The organism is Halomonas sp. FeN2 (genome assembly GCF_020595105.1).
Lineage (GTDB): Bacteria > Pseudomonadota > Gammaproteobacteria > Pseudomonadales > Halomonadaceae > Vreelandella > Vreelandella neptunia.
The window spans coordinates 2,028,779-2,044,009 of record NZ_CP074200.1; the positions used below are offsets into that span (position 1 = coordinate 2,028,779).

Annotated in this window: 13 protein-coding genes; 8 read left to right on the forward strand and 5 right to left on the reverse strand. The window is 55.6% G+C overall.

The window, feature by feature from the left end; genetic code table 11:
• Positions 1-13 precede the first annotated feature (13 nt).
• On the reverse strand, positions 14-2,161 hold the full coding sequence (gene ovoA, locus KF947_RS09255) for a 5-histidylcysteine sulfoxide synthase (RefSeq protein ID WP_133731975.1): 2,148 nt from the start codon (positions 2,159-2,161) through the stop codon (positions 14-16).
• Positions 2,162-2,378: 217 nt separating this feature from the next.
• Between ovoA and KF947_RS09260 the strand changes: the two genes are divergently transcribed.
• The gene (locus KF947_RS09260) at positions 2,379-2,855 is read left to right on the forward strand and encodes an NYN domain-containing protein (protein ID WP_227406049.1); all 477 of its coding nucleotides are present in this window, start codon (positions 2,379-2,381) and stop codon (positions 2,853-2,855) included.
• Positions 2,856-2,987: 132 nt separating this feature from the next.
• Here KF947_RS09260 and KF947_RS09265 read toward each other — a convergent pair whose 3' ends face one another.
• From KF947_RS09265 to KF947_RS09280, 4 genes are all read right to left on the reverse strand, one after another.
• Positions 2,988-4,010, reverse strand: coding sequence for a Gfo/Idh/MocA family protein (locus tag KF947_RS09265; protein WP_227406050.1), 1,023 nt, complete (start codon positions 4,008-4,010; stop codon positions 2,988-2,990).
• Between the two features lie 64 nt (positions 4,011-4,074).
• A complete protein-coding gene (locus KF947_RS09270; RefSeq protein ID WP_227406051.1) occupies positions 4,075-5,565 on the reverse strand; it encodes a tripartite tricarboxylate transporter permease in 1,491 nt (496 codons plus the stop codon).
• A gap of 13 nt (positions 5,566-5,578) precedes the next feature.
• A complete protein-coding gene (locus tag KF947_RS09275) occupies positions 5,579-6,040 on the reverse strand; it encodes a tripartite tricarboxylate transporter TctB family protein (RefSeq protein WP_227406052.1) in 462 nt (153 codons plus the stop codon).
• 63 nt (positions 6,041-6,103) lie between these two features.
• The gene (locus KF947_RS09280; RefSeq protein ID WP_227406053.1) at positions 6,104-7,096 is read right to left on the reverse strand and encodes a Bug family tripartite tricarboxylate transporter substrate binding protein; all 993 of its coding nucleotides are present in this window, start codon (positions 7,094-7,096) and stop codon (positions 6,104-6,106) included.
• 316 nt (positions 7,097-7,412) lie between these two features.
• Between KF947_RS09280 and KF947_RS09285 the strand changes: the two genes are divergently transcribed.
• The 7 genes from KF947_RS09285 (at position 7,413) to paaX (ending at position 15,212) form a co-directional block, all read left to right on the forward strand.
• Entirely contained in the window at positions 7,413-8,336 is a 924-nt protein-coding gene (locus KF947_RS09285) for a hypothetical protein (RefSeq protein WP_227406054.1), read from the forward strand.
• A 15-nt stretch (positions 8,337-8,351) separates the two neighbouring features.
• Positions 8,352-9,119, forward strand: coding sequence for an SDR family NAD(P)-dependent oxidoreductase (locus KF947_RS09290; protein ID WP_227406055.1), 768 nt, complete (start codon positions 8,352-8,354; stop codon positions 9,117-9,119).
• Between the two features lie 16 nt (positions 9,120-9,135).
• Positions 9,136-9,846, forward strand: coding sequence for a FadR/GntR family transcriptional regulator (locus tag KF947_RS09295; RefSeq protein WP_227406056.1), 711 nt, complete (start codon positions 9,136-9,138; stop codon positions 9,844-9,846).
• A gap of 32 nt (positions 9,847-9,878) precedes the next feature.
• The gene (locus tag KF947_RS09300) at positions 9,879-11,402 is read left to right on the forward strand and encodes an aldehyde dehydrogenase (NADP(+)) (RefSeq protein ID WP_227406057.1); all 1,524 of its coding nucleotides are present in this window, start codon (positions 9,879-9,881) and stop codon (positions 11,400-11,402) included.
• A 348-nt stretch (positions 11,403-11,750) separates the two neighbouring features.
• Complete coding sequence (gene gdhA, locus KF947_RS09305; RefSeq protein WP_227406058.1) at positions 11,751-13,103, forward strand: NADP-specific glutamate dehydrogenase; 1,353 nt, start codon at positions 11,751-11,753, stop codon at positions 13,101-13,103.
• Positions 13,104-13,215: 112 nt separating this feature from the next.
• Positions 13,216-13,629 (forward strand): nucleoside diphosphate kinase regulator, encoded by a 414-nt coding sequence (gene rnk / locus KF947_RS09310; RefSeq protein ID WP_133731972.1) that lies wholly within the window; start codon positions 13,216-13,218, stop codon positions 13,627-13,629.
• 656 nt (positions 13,630-14,285) lie between these two features.
• Positions 14,286-15,212, forward strand: coding sequence for a phenylacetic acid degradation operon negative regulatory protein PaaX (gene paaX, locus KF947_RS09315; RefSeq protein WP_133731971.1), 927 nt, complete (start codon positions 14,286-14,288; stop codon positions 15,210-15,212).
• Positions 15,213-15,231 lie beyond the last annotated feature (19 nt).

Here is a 15,231-nt window from a genome sequence, read left to right on the forward strand (position 1 = left end):
GTTTTAAGAAGCGCTAAGAGCGACGTTCCCACAGCGTGACTTCCGAGAGGCTATGCTGATATTTGTGCATGGTCTCACGGATCACGAAGGGCACTTTCTCGGGATCGCTGATCATCCGGAAGTGGGGCTCAAGCAATTCCTTCAGGCCATCCAGCGTGCTGAAGTTTTCGCCATTTTTCTTGAAGCCACCGATCCACTCCTCCATCGGCGTGTACTCTTCCAGCCAGGTATATGGCGACGCTATCATCAGGATGCCACCGGCATTGATACGCTGATGAATGGTCTGCAGGAACTGGGCAGGCTTATACAGCCGATCGATCAGGTTAGCTGCCAGCACCAAATCATAATTGCTGAACTGCGGCTTGAGATTGCACGCATCCCCCTGGTGGAAGCTAACGCGGTTGGCCGCTTCTTCCAACCCCAGGCTTGCCAGGGTGCGCTCCTGATAGCTAACCAGCTCGCCCTCTTCGGTGCGGGTGTAACGCAGCACTTTCTGCTCCGCCATTTCCACGCCCTGACGGATAAAGTTGGCCGAAAAGTCCACGCCATCGACATGCTCAAACTCGCGGGCCAGCTCAAAGCTGGAGCGCCCGCTGGCGCAACCTAAATCCAGAGCGCGTTTTTTCTGGCGGCCGGCCATGCTGGCTAACGCCTTGTTAGCCAGTACCTGCGGGAAGTTGGCAACACCAAACCACTCGTCGCCGTAATGGAATTCCGCGTACTCCGCCATGCGGGCATTACTTTCGTAATAAGCGCTGGGCAGCTTGACCTCCGCATCTGATACTACGTAGCGGAACCCCGCATGCTGAAAGAAGTGGCGCCGGAACGCGTAGCGCGCGCTAAGGCGGGTTTCGTTACCGCAGGATATCCAGGAGCCGCCTTTGATCAGGTTGTGCTGGTTGTCGAAAGTCGGCGTTGTGAAATCATCGTACAGTGGGTGCACATCAAACCCTGGGAATGGGTAGGTAGGCGTTTCCATCCACTGCCATACGTTGCCTACCACATCGAACCACTGGCCATGCTGGAATCGCGTGACCGGGCAGGAAGAGGCGCCGTGATCCAAATGCAGGTTGGCGTTGGCGGGCTTGTTACTCTCAATCTCAGAGACACCTGCTTCTTCCACCAGACGATGCCACTCATCTTCCGTTGGCATGCGCACGGGCTGACCCGTCTGCTGGCTTTTCCAGTTACAGAAGGCTTTGGCCTCGTGGAAATTGACCTCGACAGGCCAATCCCAAGGCATCTCAACCTCTTCGGTCATTAAGCGCAGCAACCATTCGTTTTTCCACACCCAGAAGGTGGGATGAGTCGCCTTGGCAAAATTACGCCACCCCAAACCTTCTTCTGACCAGAAGGCGTCGGTCAAGTAGCCACCGGCTTCGACGAACTCTAGGAACTCATTGTTGCTAACCAGAAACTGGCTGGCTTTAAACTCTTCCACGTCGGCGCGGTGATGGCCGTACTCGTTGTCCCAGCCATACCATGGGTCGTCAAACGACTTGCCTAACACCACCTCGCCTTGAGGCACCGTAATCAGCGTATTTTCCGGCGGCTCGCCGGTAGTGCGAATAGGCTCCCAAGCCGGCTGGGGCGTGACCAGATCGAGCGACTGCTGGCGAATCAGAACAGAAGAGGTTTCAAGGTGAATGCGTTCGTGCTCAATGCCCATCACGATAGGCCAGAATGGGCTATCCCAACCGATGGGCAGCGATACGGGCAGCTCGCGGATCAAATTAAGCACCGCCGCTCGCACCTTGGCGCGGTACTCCATTACCTCACTGACCGATGGCCATGAGTAGTGAGCTTCGTTGAGATCATCCCAGCTCATTTCATCGACACCCACCGCAAAGATAGACTCCATATTGGGGTCTATCCGGGCAGGCAAGAGCTTCGCCAGTACCAGCTTATTGACGAAAAACGTCGCGGTATGGCCGAGATAAAAAATCAGAGGATGCCTGAGAGCAATAGGCTTACGCACATAGGCTTCTTCGCTTGTCAGCGTGGTAAACAGTGACTCATAGCGGTCAAAGGTGGCAGTGAAGCAAGTCTCTATTTCTCGACGCGTTGCTTCAGGGTCGTTACCTGCCAACATCACAGTGCGGGGAAATAGGTCGGATGAGGTCGTGTCTTGTAGACCCAATGGCGAGCTTATGGAAGTCATAGGTTAGAGCGCCTTTATCTTTAAACGACGATGATTCGCCTAGGTAAACATATAAGGACATTAAAAACCAAAAACTCATACAAAAGCTACCATTAGTTGTACAAAACTGTTCCATCATGACCTTGCTCTTTGCGGATGAAGGGCGACAACCGGCTGAGTGTTAGACTGGGGCTAGCTAACCCGACTTCTTCTAATATGTTCATGAAAAGGCGAATTGATGACCACCGTTGCCATATTTGTTGATATTCAAAACGTCTATTACACCGTGCGCGAAGCCTATGGCCGAAACTTTGATTACAACAAGTTCTGGGCACGCGTAACCGCTAACAGAGAGGTTATTAAAGCTGTTTGCTATGCCATCGATAGGGGTGACCAAAAGCAGCGAGAGTTTCAAAATATACTCAGAGCGATTGGTTTTGATGTGAAATTAAAGCCCTTTATCCAGCGCTCAGACGGTTCCGCAAAAGGTGACTGGGATGTGGGCATCGCCCTCGATGCGATGGAGTATGCGGAACAGGCAGACGTTATCGTGCTGGTATCCGGCGATGGTGACTTCGATCTGCTAGTCCAAAAAATCCGTGCGAAGCACGGGAAAAAAGTCGAAGTGTATGGTGTTCCCCAACTGACGGCAGCGTCGCTGATAAATGCGGCCAGTGAATTTATAGCGATAGATAAAGGGCTTCTGCTGGGTTAAATTTCATTCAGAAATATTTATCCCTGCTGCTCTAGAGAACACCTCTCTCGTTGACAGTAACCACTTGCGGCATTGTTGTTAGCAAGTACTGCAAATTTCACATCCGGGCCATAGTGGCCCGAATTCATATTCCTATTGTGCCGACGTCCAGCCCGATACGGTGTAGGCGCTTTCCATCAAGCGCAGCGTCTCGAGATTGTCGAGCCGATCCGTCGGGAAAGGCGTCCCCTCGCGAAGCCCCTTCACAAAAGAAGCGATAAGCCCCGAGAAGCAGGCTTGGTAGTTTGCCTTTAAATCATGTTTCGTGCGGTTCTCGGGATCGCTGACAAGATAGATCTCATCACGATCCATAATAAGGGTATCCCGCGAACCGATCACCTCGAGTCGATCCGTTGGCAGCGGTGGATAGCCCATGGCAGAAATATTGGCATCCAGCACCACCGAGGCACCGCCCTCCCGCTGACGCATAAGAATGACGCCGGTATCCTCGCCTTTGAGCGCTGGATTGGTTTGCGAGACACTCGCCGAGGTGACATCCAGCTCACCGAGCATAGCGCGGAGCGCATCCATCTGATGGATCAACATTTCGAAGATCAATAGATGAGGAAAGTCAGCTAGGTAGGGCTGACGGCCGAGTAGAAAAGGCGTTTCGCCCTCGGCGGCGACCATCGAAGCCGAGCGCATGGTGAGACGAACATGCTGCACTTCGCCGATACGCCCCTCAGCAACCCATTGGCGCACCTCGGCGTAATGGGGACGGAACCGGTAATTCTCATGCACGCAGAAACGCACCCGATCACCGATATCGCGGATTAGCGCTTCAGCCTCCGCCACGGTTGGGGTCATCGGCTTCTGACACACCACGTGAACGCCGTGTTCGGCAGCCAACCTAACCAGAGGTGCATGCGAGCCTACAGGCGTAATGATATCGATAGCGTCCAAAGACTCAGCCGCCAGCATCTCGGCAACATCGGTATAAACGCCAGGAATGCCGAATGCCTCGGCGCGTTCCCGGGCACGCGCCTCGTCAGGATCACAAATAGCGACAACATCAATGCCCTCGACCTCGCCCCAACCAACCAAGTGGAACTGGCTGATGGCTCCCGCGCCAGCAATGCCAACACGAATAACTGGCTTATTGAGAGGTTCGATCATTGGGTGGTCTCCTTGGAAAGTGCGTGGTGAGTCGATAGTGAATAAGTAGTGTAAGCAGCAGGCATCAGACAGCGACCCGGCGGTGCTTGCGCAGCAAGCGCAGGAGTGACGGCGCTAACAGGGCAGCGATCGTCAAGCAAGCCAGCACTGCAGAAGTAGGTCGCGTGAAGAAAGGCGTTACGTCACCCCCGGACTTGATCAGTGAGGTGACCAGGTTCTGCTCCACCATCGGCCCCATCACCAGCCCGAGTACAAAAGCCGCGACCGAATAACCGTACTTATCGAGGGCATAGCCGATCGCACCGAAGGCAGCCACCACCACGATCGAAAACAGGCTATTAGAGACGGCATAGGCACCGACGGCACTGCATAGCAAGACGGTGGACATGATCGTCCAGCGCGGCACGCTCAGCACATAGGTAGTGCTACGGATCATCAGCAGACCCAGAGGAACCATGATGATGTTGGCGATCAGGAAAACCCAGTAGAGCGAGTAGAGCGAGGCCGCATTTTCGGTAAACAGGGTAGGCCCTGGGTTTAGCCCTTTCATATACAACACGCCGATAGCAATGGCGGTGATCGTATCGCCCGGAATACCGAACAGTAGCGAAGGCACCCAACCACCTGCCAGCGCCGAGTTGTTAGCCGAGCTTGCTTCGACCAGCCCCTCGGAGTGGCCAGTGCCAAACTTCTCAGGAGTGCGGGAAAAGCGTTTGGAAGTAGCATAGGCGACCCAAGCAGCCATATCTGCCCCGGCACCGGGCAGTGCACCGATCATTACGCCTACCAAGTTTCCGCGCAGCATCTGCTTCTTGTAGCGCAGTGTCAGCGCCCACTGTTTGCCCAGGATGCTGCCAAACCGGCGGCGCGAAGCGGCGGGGGTGTCGGGGGCAGTCATGGCGCGCATAACTTCGGCCACCGCAAAGACCCCCACTAGAGCAGACACCACATCAATGCCGGAATAGAGCTCATAAGAACCGAAGGTGAACCGCGGCACGCCGGCGGCATTGTTCATCCCCACCGTGGAGACCAACAGGCCAAACATCAGCGCCGCAAACGCTTTTATCGGCGGACCGTTGGATACCAGGGTCGCGCAGAGCAACCCGAGGCAGCCTAACCAGAAATATTCGTAGCTCGAGAATTGAAGAGCGATGGAGGCCAGCAGGGGCGCAACCAATACCAGTATCACCGTGCCGAAGATGCCCCCAAGTGCCGAGAACCATAGCCCGGTGCCCAACGCTGTTTCGGGTTCGCCCCGTCGAGTAAAGGCGTTGGCCTCCTCCATATAGGCAGCAGAAGCAGGAGTGCCTGGGATACGCAACAAAGTGCCAGGAATATCCCCGGAAAAAATGGCCATCGCCGAGGCCGAAATGATCGATGCTATGGCGGCGACGGGCGACAGATAGAAGGTGATCGGCACTAGCAGGGCCGTCGCCATGGTGGCCGACAAACCCGGAATGCAGCCCACCAGCATGCCGTAAGCGGAGGACAAAACAATGACCATCATCACTTCGAGAGTGGCGACGGTCTGGAGCGAAAGGATGATATTTTCCATGAGATGCTTCCGTTTACCAGGGCAGCGAGAGTATGCCCGCGGGCAGCGGCACTCTGAGCAGGCTGGCGAAGATCGTATAGATAACCACCGTCATAACCGCGGAGAGCAACAGCGAGCCGACGACCGAGCCCCGCAGCAGCAGGGAGATAACCAACACAATCAAAAAGCCGGTCACTAGAAAGCCCAACGACTCCATAATGAGGTAGCCCAGGATCAGTACAGCGACTGGCGATAGCAGGCGCAGCGTGCCGATGACACTCAAGGCTTCAAGCTGCTGGGTCTCTTGGGCTGGCTGGCGCTCCGGCTTAACGAAGATAATCAGCCCTGAAAGGCCAAGTGCCACGCCAAGCACAGAGGGGAATATCGCCGGCCCCACGGGCTGGCCTGGGATGGCAGGTAGGCCCAGCGAGGCGATGACAACCGCCACCCCGAGCGTTAGGAGAACTACTCCACCGATTCGATCCGGCAGTGTCATGGGCACCTCCAAGCCAACAGCCAGCCGGGCAGCGCCCGGCCGGCGACAGTCATTTTGCATGGGTTATTCGGACGTCATGCCCGCGGCGCTCATCACTTCGCCGAACTCGGTCTCTTTCTCGACGAGCCACGCTTCAAGCCCGGACGCATCGGCCCAGATCAGCCCGTATTTCCTGGCTTGCATAAAGTCTTGATAATCAGCGCTCTCGTAAACGCTCTTCAGTGCTGCCTCCAGTGTGGCAGCCACATCATCCGGCGTGCCTGCTGGGGCGACGATGCCGCGCCAGGAGGATGCCACGGTCCAATCCACGCCCACCTGCTCTTCCAGCGTCTCAAGGTCGGGGTAGTTAGCATCGCGCTCGTCCGCCATCAGGGTGATGGTCTCTGCTTCGCCCGCAGCCACCATGGCCTCAGCCTCGGGAACCGAAGACAACACCACTTCAACACCACCTGCAGCAAGTTCTTGCATAGCCGGTGCAGCGCCTTGACTGGGTACCCAGATAGCATCAGCTGGGTCGACACCCGCTCGCACTAACATGCCCGCCATGGCTAGGTGCCAAATGCTGCCCTGGCCCGAACCAGAAAAGCGTACGGTCTCACCACCCTTGATCGCCTCAACGATGTCGCTGGCACTCTCAAAGTCCGAATCGGCTGCCACGTGGATACTGGCTGGATCAGTGTTGACCAGCGCGAGGGGACGATAAGCCTGGTAAGTCAGATCAGTCAGGCCCTGGCGATGCATCATGTTGATCTCCGCCGTAATGAGTCCGATCGTATAACCATCGGGACGAGCCATGGCGATGGACTGGTGTCCCACCACGCCGTTGCCACCGGTGCGATTGATCACGTTGACTGGCGTGCCAAGCTCTTTCTCTAGCCCGCTGGCCAGAATACGCGCGACAGCATCTGAGCCACCGCCAGCACTCCAGGGCACTAGAAGAGAGATTGGGCGAGTCGGATAATCCTGGGCTACAGCCACTCCAGGAATGCTCATCAAGGCAGCGCACGCCACAGCGGCCGCTACGAAGCTGCGTCTCTTCATCATCAGTCTTTTCATTGTAATTCTCCTAGTGCTTTTCATTGTCATTCCACTGGGGCCGAGCCCCTGCTGAATACGACCAACATGCCTTACAACTTTTCAGAAATGCGGCCAAACAGAGTGTAAGTTTTAATATACTTGTTAAATGTTGTAAATCACTTTCACTACAATAAGTTAGTAGACTTTGGTATGACTATAGACGGCAACAAGGCACTTTAATGGCCATCATGAGCGTAAATTTGACGAGAATATTTGTAAAATTTTAGAGTATTTGTAATTATTAGTCATATCAATCAGCCAGCGACTGCTGGCCCAGGACGAGGACAGCACCGCAATGAAGACGACCATCACCCTTGAAGACCTAACGAAATCGGTTATCGCCGTCCCTCCGTTTGCCTACGAAGGCAACGCGGACGAATCAAACCATTCGTTAATACGTCACATCGAAGCAGGCGGTGTCTCAACACTGCTCTATGGGGGCAACGCCAACGTGCAGAACTGGCCAGTCTCGCGATTTGGCGAGTGGTTAGACACGCTGGCCAAGCTGGTAGCTGACGACACTTGGCTGATCCCATCGATTGGCCCTGACGGCGGCAAGATCCTGGATCAAGCGGCGCTGCTGGCAAAGCGGAACTTCCCTGCAGCCATGCTGCTGCCCTTCACTGGCCCAAAGACCGATGCAGGGTTTGCCCGCTCGGTTCGCGACTTTGTCCAAGCATCCGGCACCCAAGCCATCCTTTACATGAAGAGCGATGGTTACTTGTCCCACGAGGTGATCGAATCGCTGGTGACGGATGGCAGTCTGTTCTCAATCAAGTACGCCATTCCACGCGAGAATACCGCCATTGACCCGGTATTAGACGACCTAATTGCGGCGATCGGAAAAGAGCGGATAGTTTCAGGCTTTGGCGAACCGCCAGCGCTGCCGCACCTTGAGCACCATAAGCTTTCCGGCTTCACCGCTGGCTGCGTCTGCATAGCGCCGAGCCTATCGCAAGCTTTCCTGCGCTCCCTTCAGTCCGGCGACTTCGCGAAAGCCAGGGCTCAGCTTAAGGCCTTCGAAGCACTCGAGACGCTACGCGACGCAGGCGACCCGATCCGCGTCCTTCACACTGCGATTACGCTGGCGGGCATCACCGATATGGGCGCGCCACTCCCTTTCCTGACCGCAGCCGACGAAGCTCTTCATCCCCAGATCGAGGTCGCCGCCAGGGAACTGCTGGCTGCCGAGATGCAAGCGCGATCCATCGCCGCCTAGAGGAAACGAGACATTATGAGCGATTTTTACGGGTTCACAGGGCGTACGGCTCTCGTCACGGGCGCAAGCTCAGGTATCGGCTTCGCTGTGGCCGAAGCGCTGGCGATGCATGGCGCCTCGGTTGCTGTGCACTACAACAGCAACGGCAGCGATGCCATGGCCCTGGTGGAGCAGCTGAAAAGCGAGGGGAAGAACGCCGTAGCGCTCCAGGGTGATCTATCCCAGGACGACGGGGCAAGCCGCGTCGTAGCCGAAGCCGTCGAGGCGCTTGGCGGCCTAGACATCCTGGTCAACAACGCCGGGGCCATGGGCACACGAGCCCCCTTCGCCCAGGCTGGCGGCGAGCAAGGCGCGAGCGTTTTCGACGTTAACTGTCGCTCCTTGCTACAAGTAACCCACGCGGCGCTACCCTGGCTTGAAAAATCCGACGCCGCGGCCATCGTCAATACTGGCTCCATTGCAGGATGGAACGGCGGTGGCCCCGGCGCGGGCTTTTACGCAGCCGCGAAAGGCTATGTACACACCGTCACTCGCGGCATGGCGAAAGAGTTTGCGGCCAAAGGCATCCGGGTCAACGCCATCGCCCCCGGTGTTATTGTCACCCCCTTCCATGACACTACCCCGCCCGACATCCTCGCCTCCTTTAAGGCGGCGATCCCCATGGGCCGGCTGGGTGAGCCTGCTGATTGCATCGGGCCTTATCTGTTCCTTTGCTCAAGCAAGCTAAGCGGATATGTTACAGGTCAGATCCTTGACGTAAACGGTGGGCAGTACATGCCCTGAAGGGAATGACCAGACGATGAGCACCACGAAACAAACCTCGGAAAAGAAGCTGGGCGATCTCGTCTACGACGGCATCTTCTCGATGATAGCCTCGGGGGAAATAGCGGAGAACGTTAGGCTTCCCAGCGAGGTGGAGCTTGGCCGTCACTTCGGCGTATCCCGCCCGGTCGTGCGCGAGGCGCTCGCTCGGCTGCGGGATGACGGACTAATCCAATCGCGGCGTGGCTCGGGTAGCTACGTGATGCGCAAACCCGATGCCAACGTTTTTCGCTTCGTCGAAATCGGCTCCGTCAGTGATATCCAGCGATGCTACGACTTTCGTGTTGGGTTCGAGGCGGGTGCCGCGGGCCTGGCCGCAACCGCTTGGCGGGCTCAGGAAATGGTGGAGCTGGAGAGCGCTGTCGCCGAACTCTCCCAGGCGCTTTCCAAGGGCGAACTCGCCGTTGATGCTGATTCCCGGTTCCACCGGGCGGTTGCCGCCGCAACACGCAACCCCTACTACATTTCGGTTCAGAACTCTCTGGATCAGAACATACGCTTCGGGATGAACCTTGCCCTGAATCTCTCGCTGCTCAAACCGGCGACCCGGAACAAGATTGTCGTTGAGGAACACGCGGAAATCATTGAAGCGATCCGCCAACGGGACGCCACCGCGGCTTCGCAGGCAATGGCGAAGCACATCGAGAATGCCCGCAAGCGTATGTTCGAAGGCTGCGAGACAACGTAACTGACGCTCACTTAGAGTGTTAAGGAGACCAAATGCCGTACACGCCATCCGGAAAACACCTCATTGCAGGTGAATGGGCCGCAGAAGCGAACACCTTCACCTCATCGCCAGCCCACGGCCCGGCCCATCCCTTTAGTATCGGCACGCCTGAACTGGTGAATCGCGCCTGCGAAGCCGCCGAAGCTGCCTTCGAAAGCTATGGCTACAACTCCCGTACCGAGCGCGCGCGCTTCCTGCGGACTATCGCTGACGAAATCGACGCGCGTGGCGAGGCAATTACCGAGATCGGCACCCAGGAGACCGGGCTACCAGAAGCACGACTACAGGGTGAGCGAGGCAGAACCACCGGCCAGCTACGCCTGTTCGCCGATCACATTGAAGCAGGCGCCTACCTGGACAGCCGCTTCGACCCGGCAATGCCTGACCGCGCCCCTGCCCCACGCCCTGAGATCCGCCTGGTTCAGCGCCCAATCGGCCCCGTGGCGGTGTTTGGCGCTTCGAACTTTCCACTCGCCTTCTCTACCGCTGGCGGCGATACCGCCTCAGCTCTGGCTGCTGGCTGTCCGGTGGTGGTCAAGGGCCACTCAGCCCACCCTGGCACCGGAGAGATCGTAGCTGAAGCCATCGCGGCGGCCATTGCGAAGTGTGGCATGCACCCCGGCGTATTCAGCCTAATTCAGGGCGGCAACCGCGCAGTGGGCGAGGCGCTGGTGACTCACCCGCGCATAAAAGCCGTGGGCTTTACCGGCTCCCTGACCGGAGGCCGTGCGCTGTTCAATCTCTGCGCCGCTCGCCCGGAACCCATCCCGTTCTTCGGTGAGCTCGGTTCGGTGAACCCTATGTTCATCCTGCCTGCAGCACTCTCCAGCGATGCTGAGGCCCTCGGCAAAGGCTGGGCTGGGTCGCTGACCATGGGTGCTGGCCAATTCTGTACTAATCCCGGCATCGCCATTCTAGCCGAGGGCGAGGCAGCTGACCGCTTCGTTGCTGCCACCCGGGAAACCCTTGCGGCCAGCGCACCGCAAACCATGCTGACCGACGGGATTGCCGAGGCCTACCGTAAAGGTAAGGAACACTTTGAAGAGCGCAGCACCGTTCAGACCGTGCTGGCCACTCAGCAAGAGGGCCGCACCGCCTCGCCTAATCTTTATGAAACGAGCTTGGCAGAGTTCCTCGCCGACGAGACGCTGGGGGAAGAGGTCTTCGGGCCGCTCGGCCTGGTCGTGCGAGTCAAGGACGCAGACGAGATGCAGCAGGTGGCGCGTAACATCGAGGGCCAGCTCACCATCACCCTGCATATGACCGACGACGACACACCATTGGCAAAATCGCTTATGCCACTCATTGAACGCAAAGCGGGTCGGCTTCTTGTCAACGGCTTTCCAACCGGAGTTGAAGTGGTGGACTCAATGGTTCACGGCGGCCCTTACCCAGCCTCGACTAACTTTGGTGCCACCTCAGTGGGCACAATGGCCATTCGCCGCTTTCTGCGCCCAGTAAGCTATCAGAACGTACCCGTTGATCTCCTCCCCAAAGACTTAGCAGCCACAGAATAAGTGCAGAGAGTCTTTGTCTTAGTATGCCCCACGCGACCTGAGCACGTGGGGCTTACTTATTTCGCCAAAGAACTCTTTCCAATAGCAAGCCACCACAGGAAGGCCAAAATTGGCCCTGTTTTCGGCTGAAAGCAAACTTAATCGCTATAAAAACGTTTATGCATCGTTTATTAGATTTAGAAAAATAAGCGAGGCGAACCTATCAAACGCATACTTTAGTCTAAACCCTCCATCATATTTGCCCATACCGAACCGGCATAGGCTATGCACAGAAGCATGCTGCCAGTTAAATATTCTAACGCTCTGGCCAGCCAATACTCTGTTGAATAACCATGATGATATGCTCCAATGCCCTACGTTCACGATACGCTGACACGGCTTAATAAAAGCAGCCCTGCACAGTCAGAATTTTATCAAGCCACTGAAGAAGTGCTCGAATGCCTGCGCCCGCTACTCGAGCAGAGTGATTACTATCATCACCACAGCATTATTGAGCGAATAGTCGAGCCCGAACGGCAAATTATGTTCCGGATAAGCTGGGTAGATGATGCTGGCAAAGTGCGGGTTAACAAAGGCTACCGCGTTCAGTTCAACTCTGCCCTTGGCCCTTACAAGGGCGGCTTACGATTCCACCCCAGCGTTACCTCGGGCACCATCAAGTTTCTCGGCTTTGAGCAAATTTTCAAAAATGCGTTAACCGGTTTGCCGATCGGCGGCGGAAAAGGCGGCGCCGACTTTGACCCCAAGGGAAAATCAGATAACGAGATCATGCGCTTTTGTCAGGCGTTTATGAGCGAGCTCTACCGTCATATTGGCCCTCACTGCGATGTGCCTGCAGGGGATATCGGCGTTGGTACGCGTGAAATTGGCTATCTCTTTGGCCAGTACAAGCGACTCACTGGCCACTATGAGGGCGTGCTAACAGGTAAGGGGCTTAATTGGGGAGGCTCGCTAGGCCGTAAAGAGGCCACCGGGTACGGTGCAGTGTACTTTGCACAAAACATGCTGGCTGCCCGCGGAGAAGAGCTGCGCGACAAGACCTGCCTCGTTTCCGGCGCTGGCAATGTAGCCATCTATACCATTGAGAAGTTATACGAACTGGGGGCTAGACCAGTCACCTGCAGCGATTCACGTGGCACCATTCACGATGAAAACGGTATTGATTTAGGCTTACTCAAACAGCTCAAAGAAGTGCAGCGCACCTCTTTAGAAGCCTACTTACACGAGCACCCTGACGCGCACTACATTTCTGCACGTGACTACCCCCAGGGTGGGAATGCCGTATGGCGTATTCAAGCTGATGCTGCGTTCCCCTGCGCGACGCAGAATGAACTGACCGAAAGCGATGCGGAAATCTTACTCGCTAATGGCATAACGTGTATCAGTGAAGGGGCCAACATGCCTTCTACCAAGGAGGCCGTCGACCTGTTTCTAGACGCTAAAATTGCCTATGGGCCCGGCAAGGCGGCCAATGCAGGTGGCGTTGCTACCAGTCAGCTAGAAATGGCACAAAATAGCAGCATGGAGCAGTGGCCACTGGAGAAAGTCGACCAAAAATTAAAACAGATTATGGCCAATATTCACCGCCAGTGCGCCGACACAGCCGAAGAGTTTGGTGATAAAACCAATTTGGTACTCGGCGCCAATATTGCAGGTTTCAGAAAGGTGGCTGATGCCATGATTGAACAAGGCGTCACCTGATCGTCTTTATTTTATAAATCGCTTATACTGTAAAAAGCACGCAGTCCTTCCTTTATTGGGGAAGGGCTGTTTTTTATTGGTTTAAACTTATTGCGTTCCAAGGAGAGTAATCATGGGACAACGTCCTGCTATTATTATTAATCGTCTTGATGCCGAACGCCTTCAGCGCTTGATCGACAATGCATCTGATAAAGACATGGCCGTGGCTCAGCTACTTGAGGAAGAGCTAGCACGAGGTGAAGTCTGCGATCCCGAGGATATTCCGGATGACGTGGTCAGCATGAATAGCCAGGTTCGCTTCACCGACCTCACCCGCGGGCTTAAGATGATTCGTACCCTGGTCTATCCGCACTCCCTGGAAAGCGTAGCGGACGGCATTTCGGTCATGGCGCCTATTGGTGCTGCATTGATTGGCCTTAAAGTGGGCGACATCATCGAATGGCCGTTACCCAACAATACCGAAGCACGGCTCCGCATCGATGCTATTTATTGGCAGCCCGAACGCGAAAAGCAGTTCCATCGATAAGACGCGCTAAAGAGTGAGCTGGCTCCGCTAGCTCATGGTTAGGCCAACTATTTTATAGAGACAGATAGAAAGCTTTAGCTAAGAACCATTTTGTTGTGCAAATTTATCAAGAGCTCCCTATTGCAAGGAACTAGATTCAAAATGAGACAACCATGGGCATTTTTAACCATTATTTCAGCTGCCGGTGGACTGTATTTCCTCTATCTATCTGCTAAATATGGATTCAGCTATTTTTCTAGCCCTCTGAACCCACATAGAATGGAGTCTATGCAGGGTGCCATACTGTCATTGATTCTCGCCACACCCTTTTGGTTTGCAGCATCAGCATTCACATACCCCCTTCGGAAGACTATATCTAAGCGGCTCTTTATCGCATTAAACACACCGTCCCTGCTCTTAGTCATAGTCATGGTACTCCTCACAATCCTTCCGGTCATAATGTACACACTGGAAGGCTACCTTAAAACCTGAATTGGCAAAGCATTACAGCGCTCATAGGCGCCCTTACGCCAGGAAGTGGACGCAGCGACTTCCGATCAAGAGAGGGTCGACTCAGGCCAAACGACAAAAAAACGTGATACGATAATCTTTTGTATTCGTCATATTTTCTGTCGTTTTTAGAGACAACCTCACCGCAAAGGGAATCAGCTTTCACCATGTCGTCAGCTAAAGAGTGCGTCGCTACGCTTATTGATGACTTTCAAAAGCGTCGGCCAATTCGCGCCGGTTCATTGATTATTACCGTCTATGGCGACTCTATCGTTCCGCGGGGCGGTACCGTTTGGTTAGGCAGTCTATCGAAACTGGTGGAGCCCATCGGTATCAACGAGCGGCTGGTGCGCACATCGGTTTACCGGCTGACCAATGAAACCTGGCTACGGGGAGAGAAGATTGGTCGTCGCAGCTACTATCGGTTGAGTGGCCCTGGTCGGCGTCGTTTCGAACAAGCCTTCAAGCGTGTCTATCACGGCGCCCAGCCAGCTTGGTCGGGACAGTGGACATTGGTATTGCTGACACAGCTTCCCCCAGACCGGCGCCAACAGATTCGTGATGAGCTCGAATGGCTAGGCTTTGGTAGTTTTGCTCAGGGTGTGCTGGCGCATCCCACGCTGTCATGTGCAGAGACCATGGCGGCCTTGCAAGAACTGGATGCAGCAGACGATACGATTGTAATGCAAACGCAGACCATGGAGCCCATGACCAGTAAGCCGCTGCGTCTCCAGGTCAGAGAGAGCTGGAACCTCGACGAATTAGCCGAGCTCTACCAACGTTTTCTGGTTAAGTTTCGCCCACTCTGGAATGCACTCAACGCAGAGAACCATTTGGGGCAGGAAGAGTGTTTCATTGCCCGCACTTTGCTTATTCACGAGTATCGCAAGGTTCAATTACGCGATCCCCTCCTGCCTGAGGAACTACTCCCCACGGCGTGGGAAGGACGCTACGCCCATCAGCTCTGCCGCAACCTTTATCGTTTGCTCTCCGAACGTGCAGAACGCTGGCTGGATCAACATCTGGAAAACGCCGAGGGCCCACTACCCGCCCCCGGCCCCAGCTTCTACCAGCGCTTCGGCGGGCTGGATTGAACGCCAAACGAGCACGATG

What these genes read in the sequence shown, in the direction of transcription:
- ovoA (WP_133731975.1), bottom strand. Translation starts at nt 2,161, where the DNA reads ATGACTTCCATAAGCTCGCCATTGGGTCTACAAGACACGACCTCATCC.
- KF947_RS09260 (WP_227406049.1), top strand. Translation starts at nt 2,379, where the DNA reads ATGACCACCGTTGCCATATTTGTTGATATTCAAAACGTCTATTACACC.
- KF947_RS09265 (WP_227406050.1), bottom strand. Translation starts at nt 4,010, where the DNA reads ATGATCGAACCTCTCAATAAGCCAGTTATTCGTGTTGGCATTGCTGGC.
- KF947_RS09270 (WP_227406051.1), bottom strand. Translation starts at nt 5,565, where the DNA reads ATGGAAAATATCATCCTTTCGCTCCAGACCGTCGCCACTCTCGAAGTG.
- KF947_RS09275 (WP_227406052.1), bottom strand. Translation starts at nt 6,040, where the DNA reads ATGACACTGCCGGATCGAATCGGTGGAGTAGTTCTCCTAACGCTCGGG.
- KF947_RS09280 (WP_227406053.1), bottom strand. Translation starts at nt 7,096, where the DNA reads ATGAAAAGACTGATGATGAAGAGACGCAGCTTCGTAGCGGCCGCTGTG.
- KF947_RS09285 (WP_227406054.1), top strand. Translation starts at nt 7,413, where the DNA reads ATGAAGACGACCATCACCCTTGAAGACCTAACGAAATCGGTTATCGCC.
- KF947_RS09290 (WP_227406055.1), top strand. Translation starts at nt 8,352, where the DNA reads ATGAGCGATTTTTACGGGTTCACAGGGCGTACGGCTCTCGTCACGGGC.
- KF947_RS09295 (WP_227406056.1), top strand. Translation starts at nt 9,136, where the DNA reads ATGAGCACCACGAAACAAACCTCGGAAAAGAAGCTGGGCGATCTCGTC.
- KF947_RS09300 (WP_227406057.1), top strand. Translation starts at nt 9,879, where the DNA reads ATGCCGTACACGCCATCCGGAAAACACCTCATTGCAGGTGAATGGGCC.
- gdhA (WP_227406058.1), top strand. Translation starts at nt 11,751, where the DNA reads ATGCCCTACGTTCACGATACGCTGACACGGCTTAATAAAAGCAGCCCT.
- rnk (WP_133731972.1), top strand. Translation starts at nt 13,216, where the DNA reads ATGGGACAACGTCCTGCTATTATTATTAATCGTCTTGATGCCGAACGC.
- paaX (WP_133731971.1), top strand. Translation starts at nt 14,286, where the DNA reads ATGTCGTCAGCTAAAGAGTGCGTCGCTACGCTTATTGATGACTTTCAA.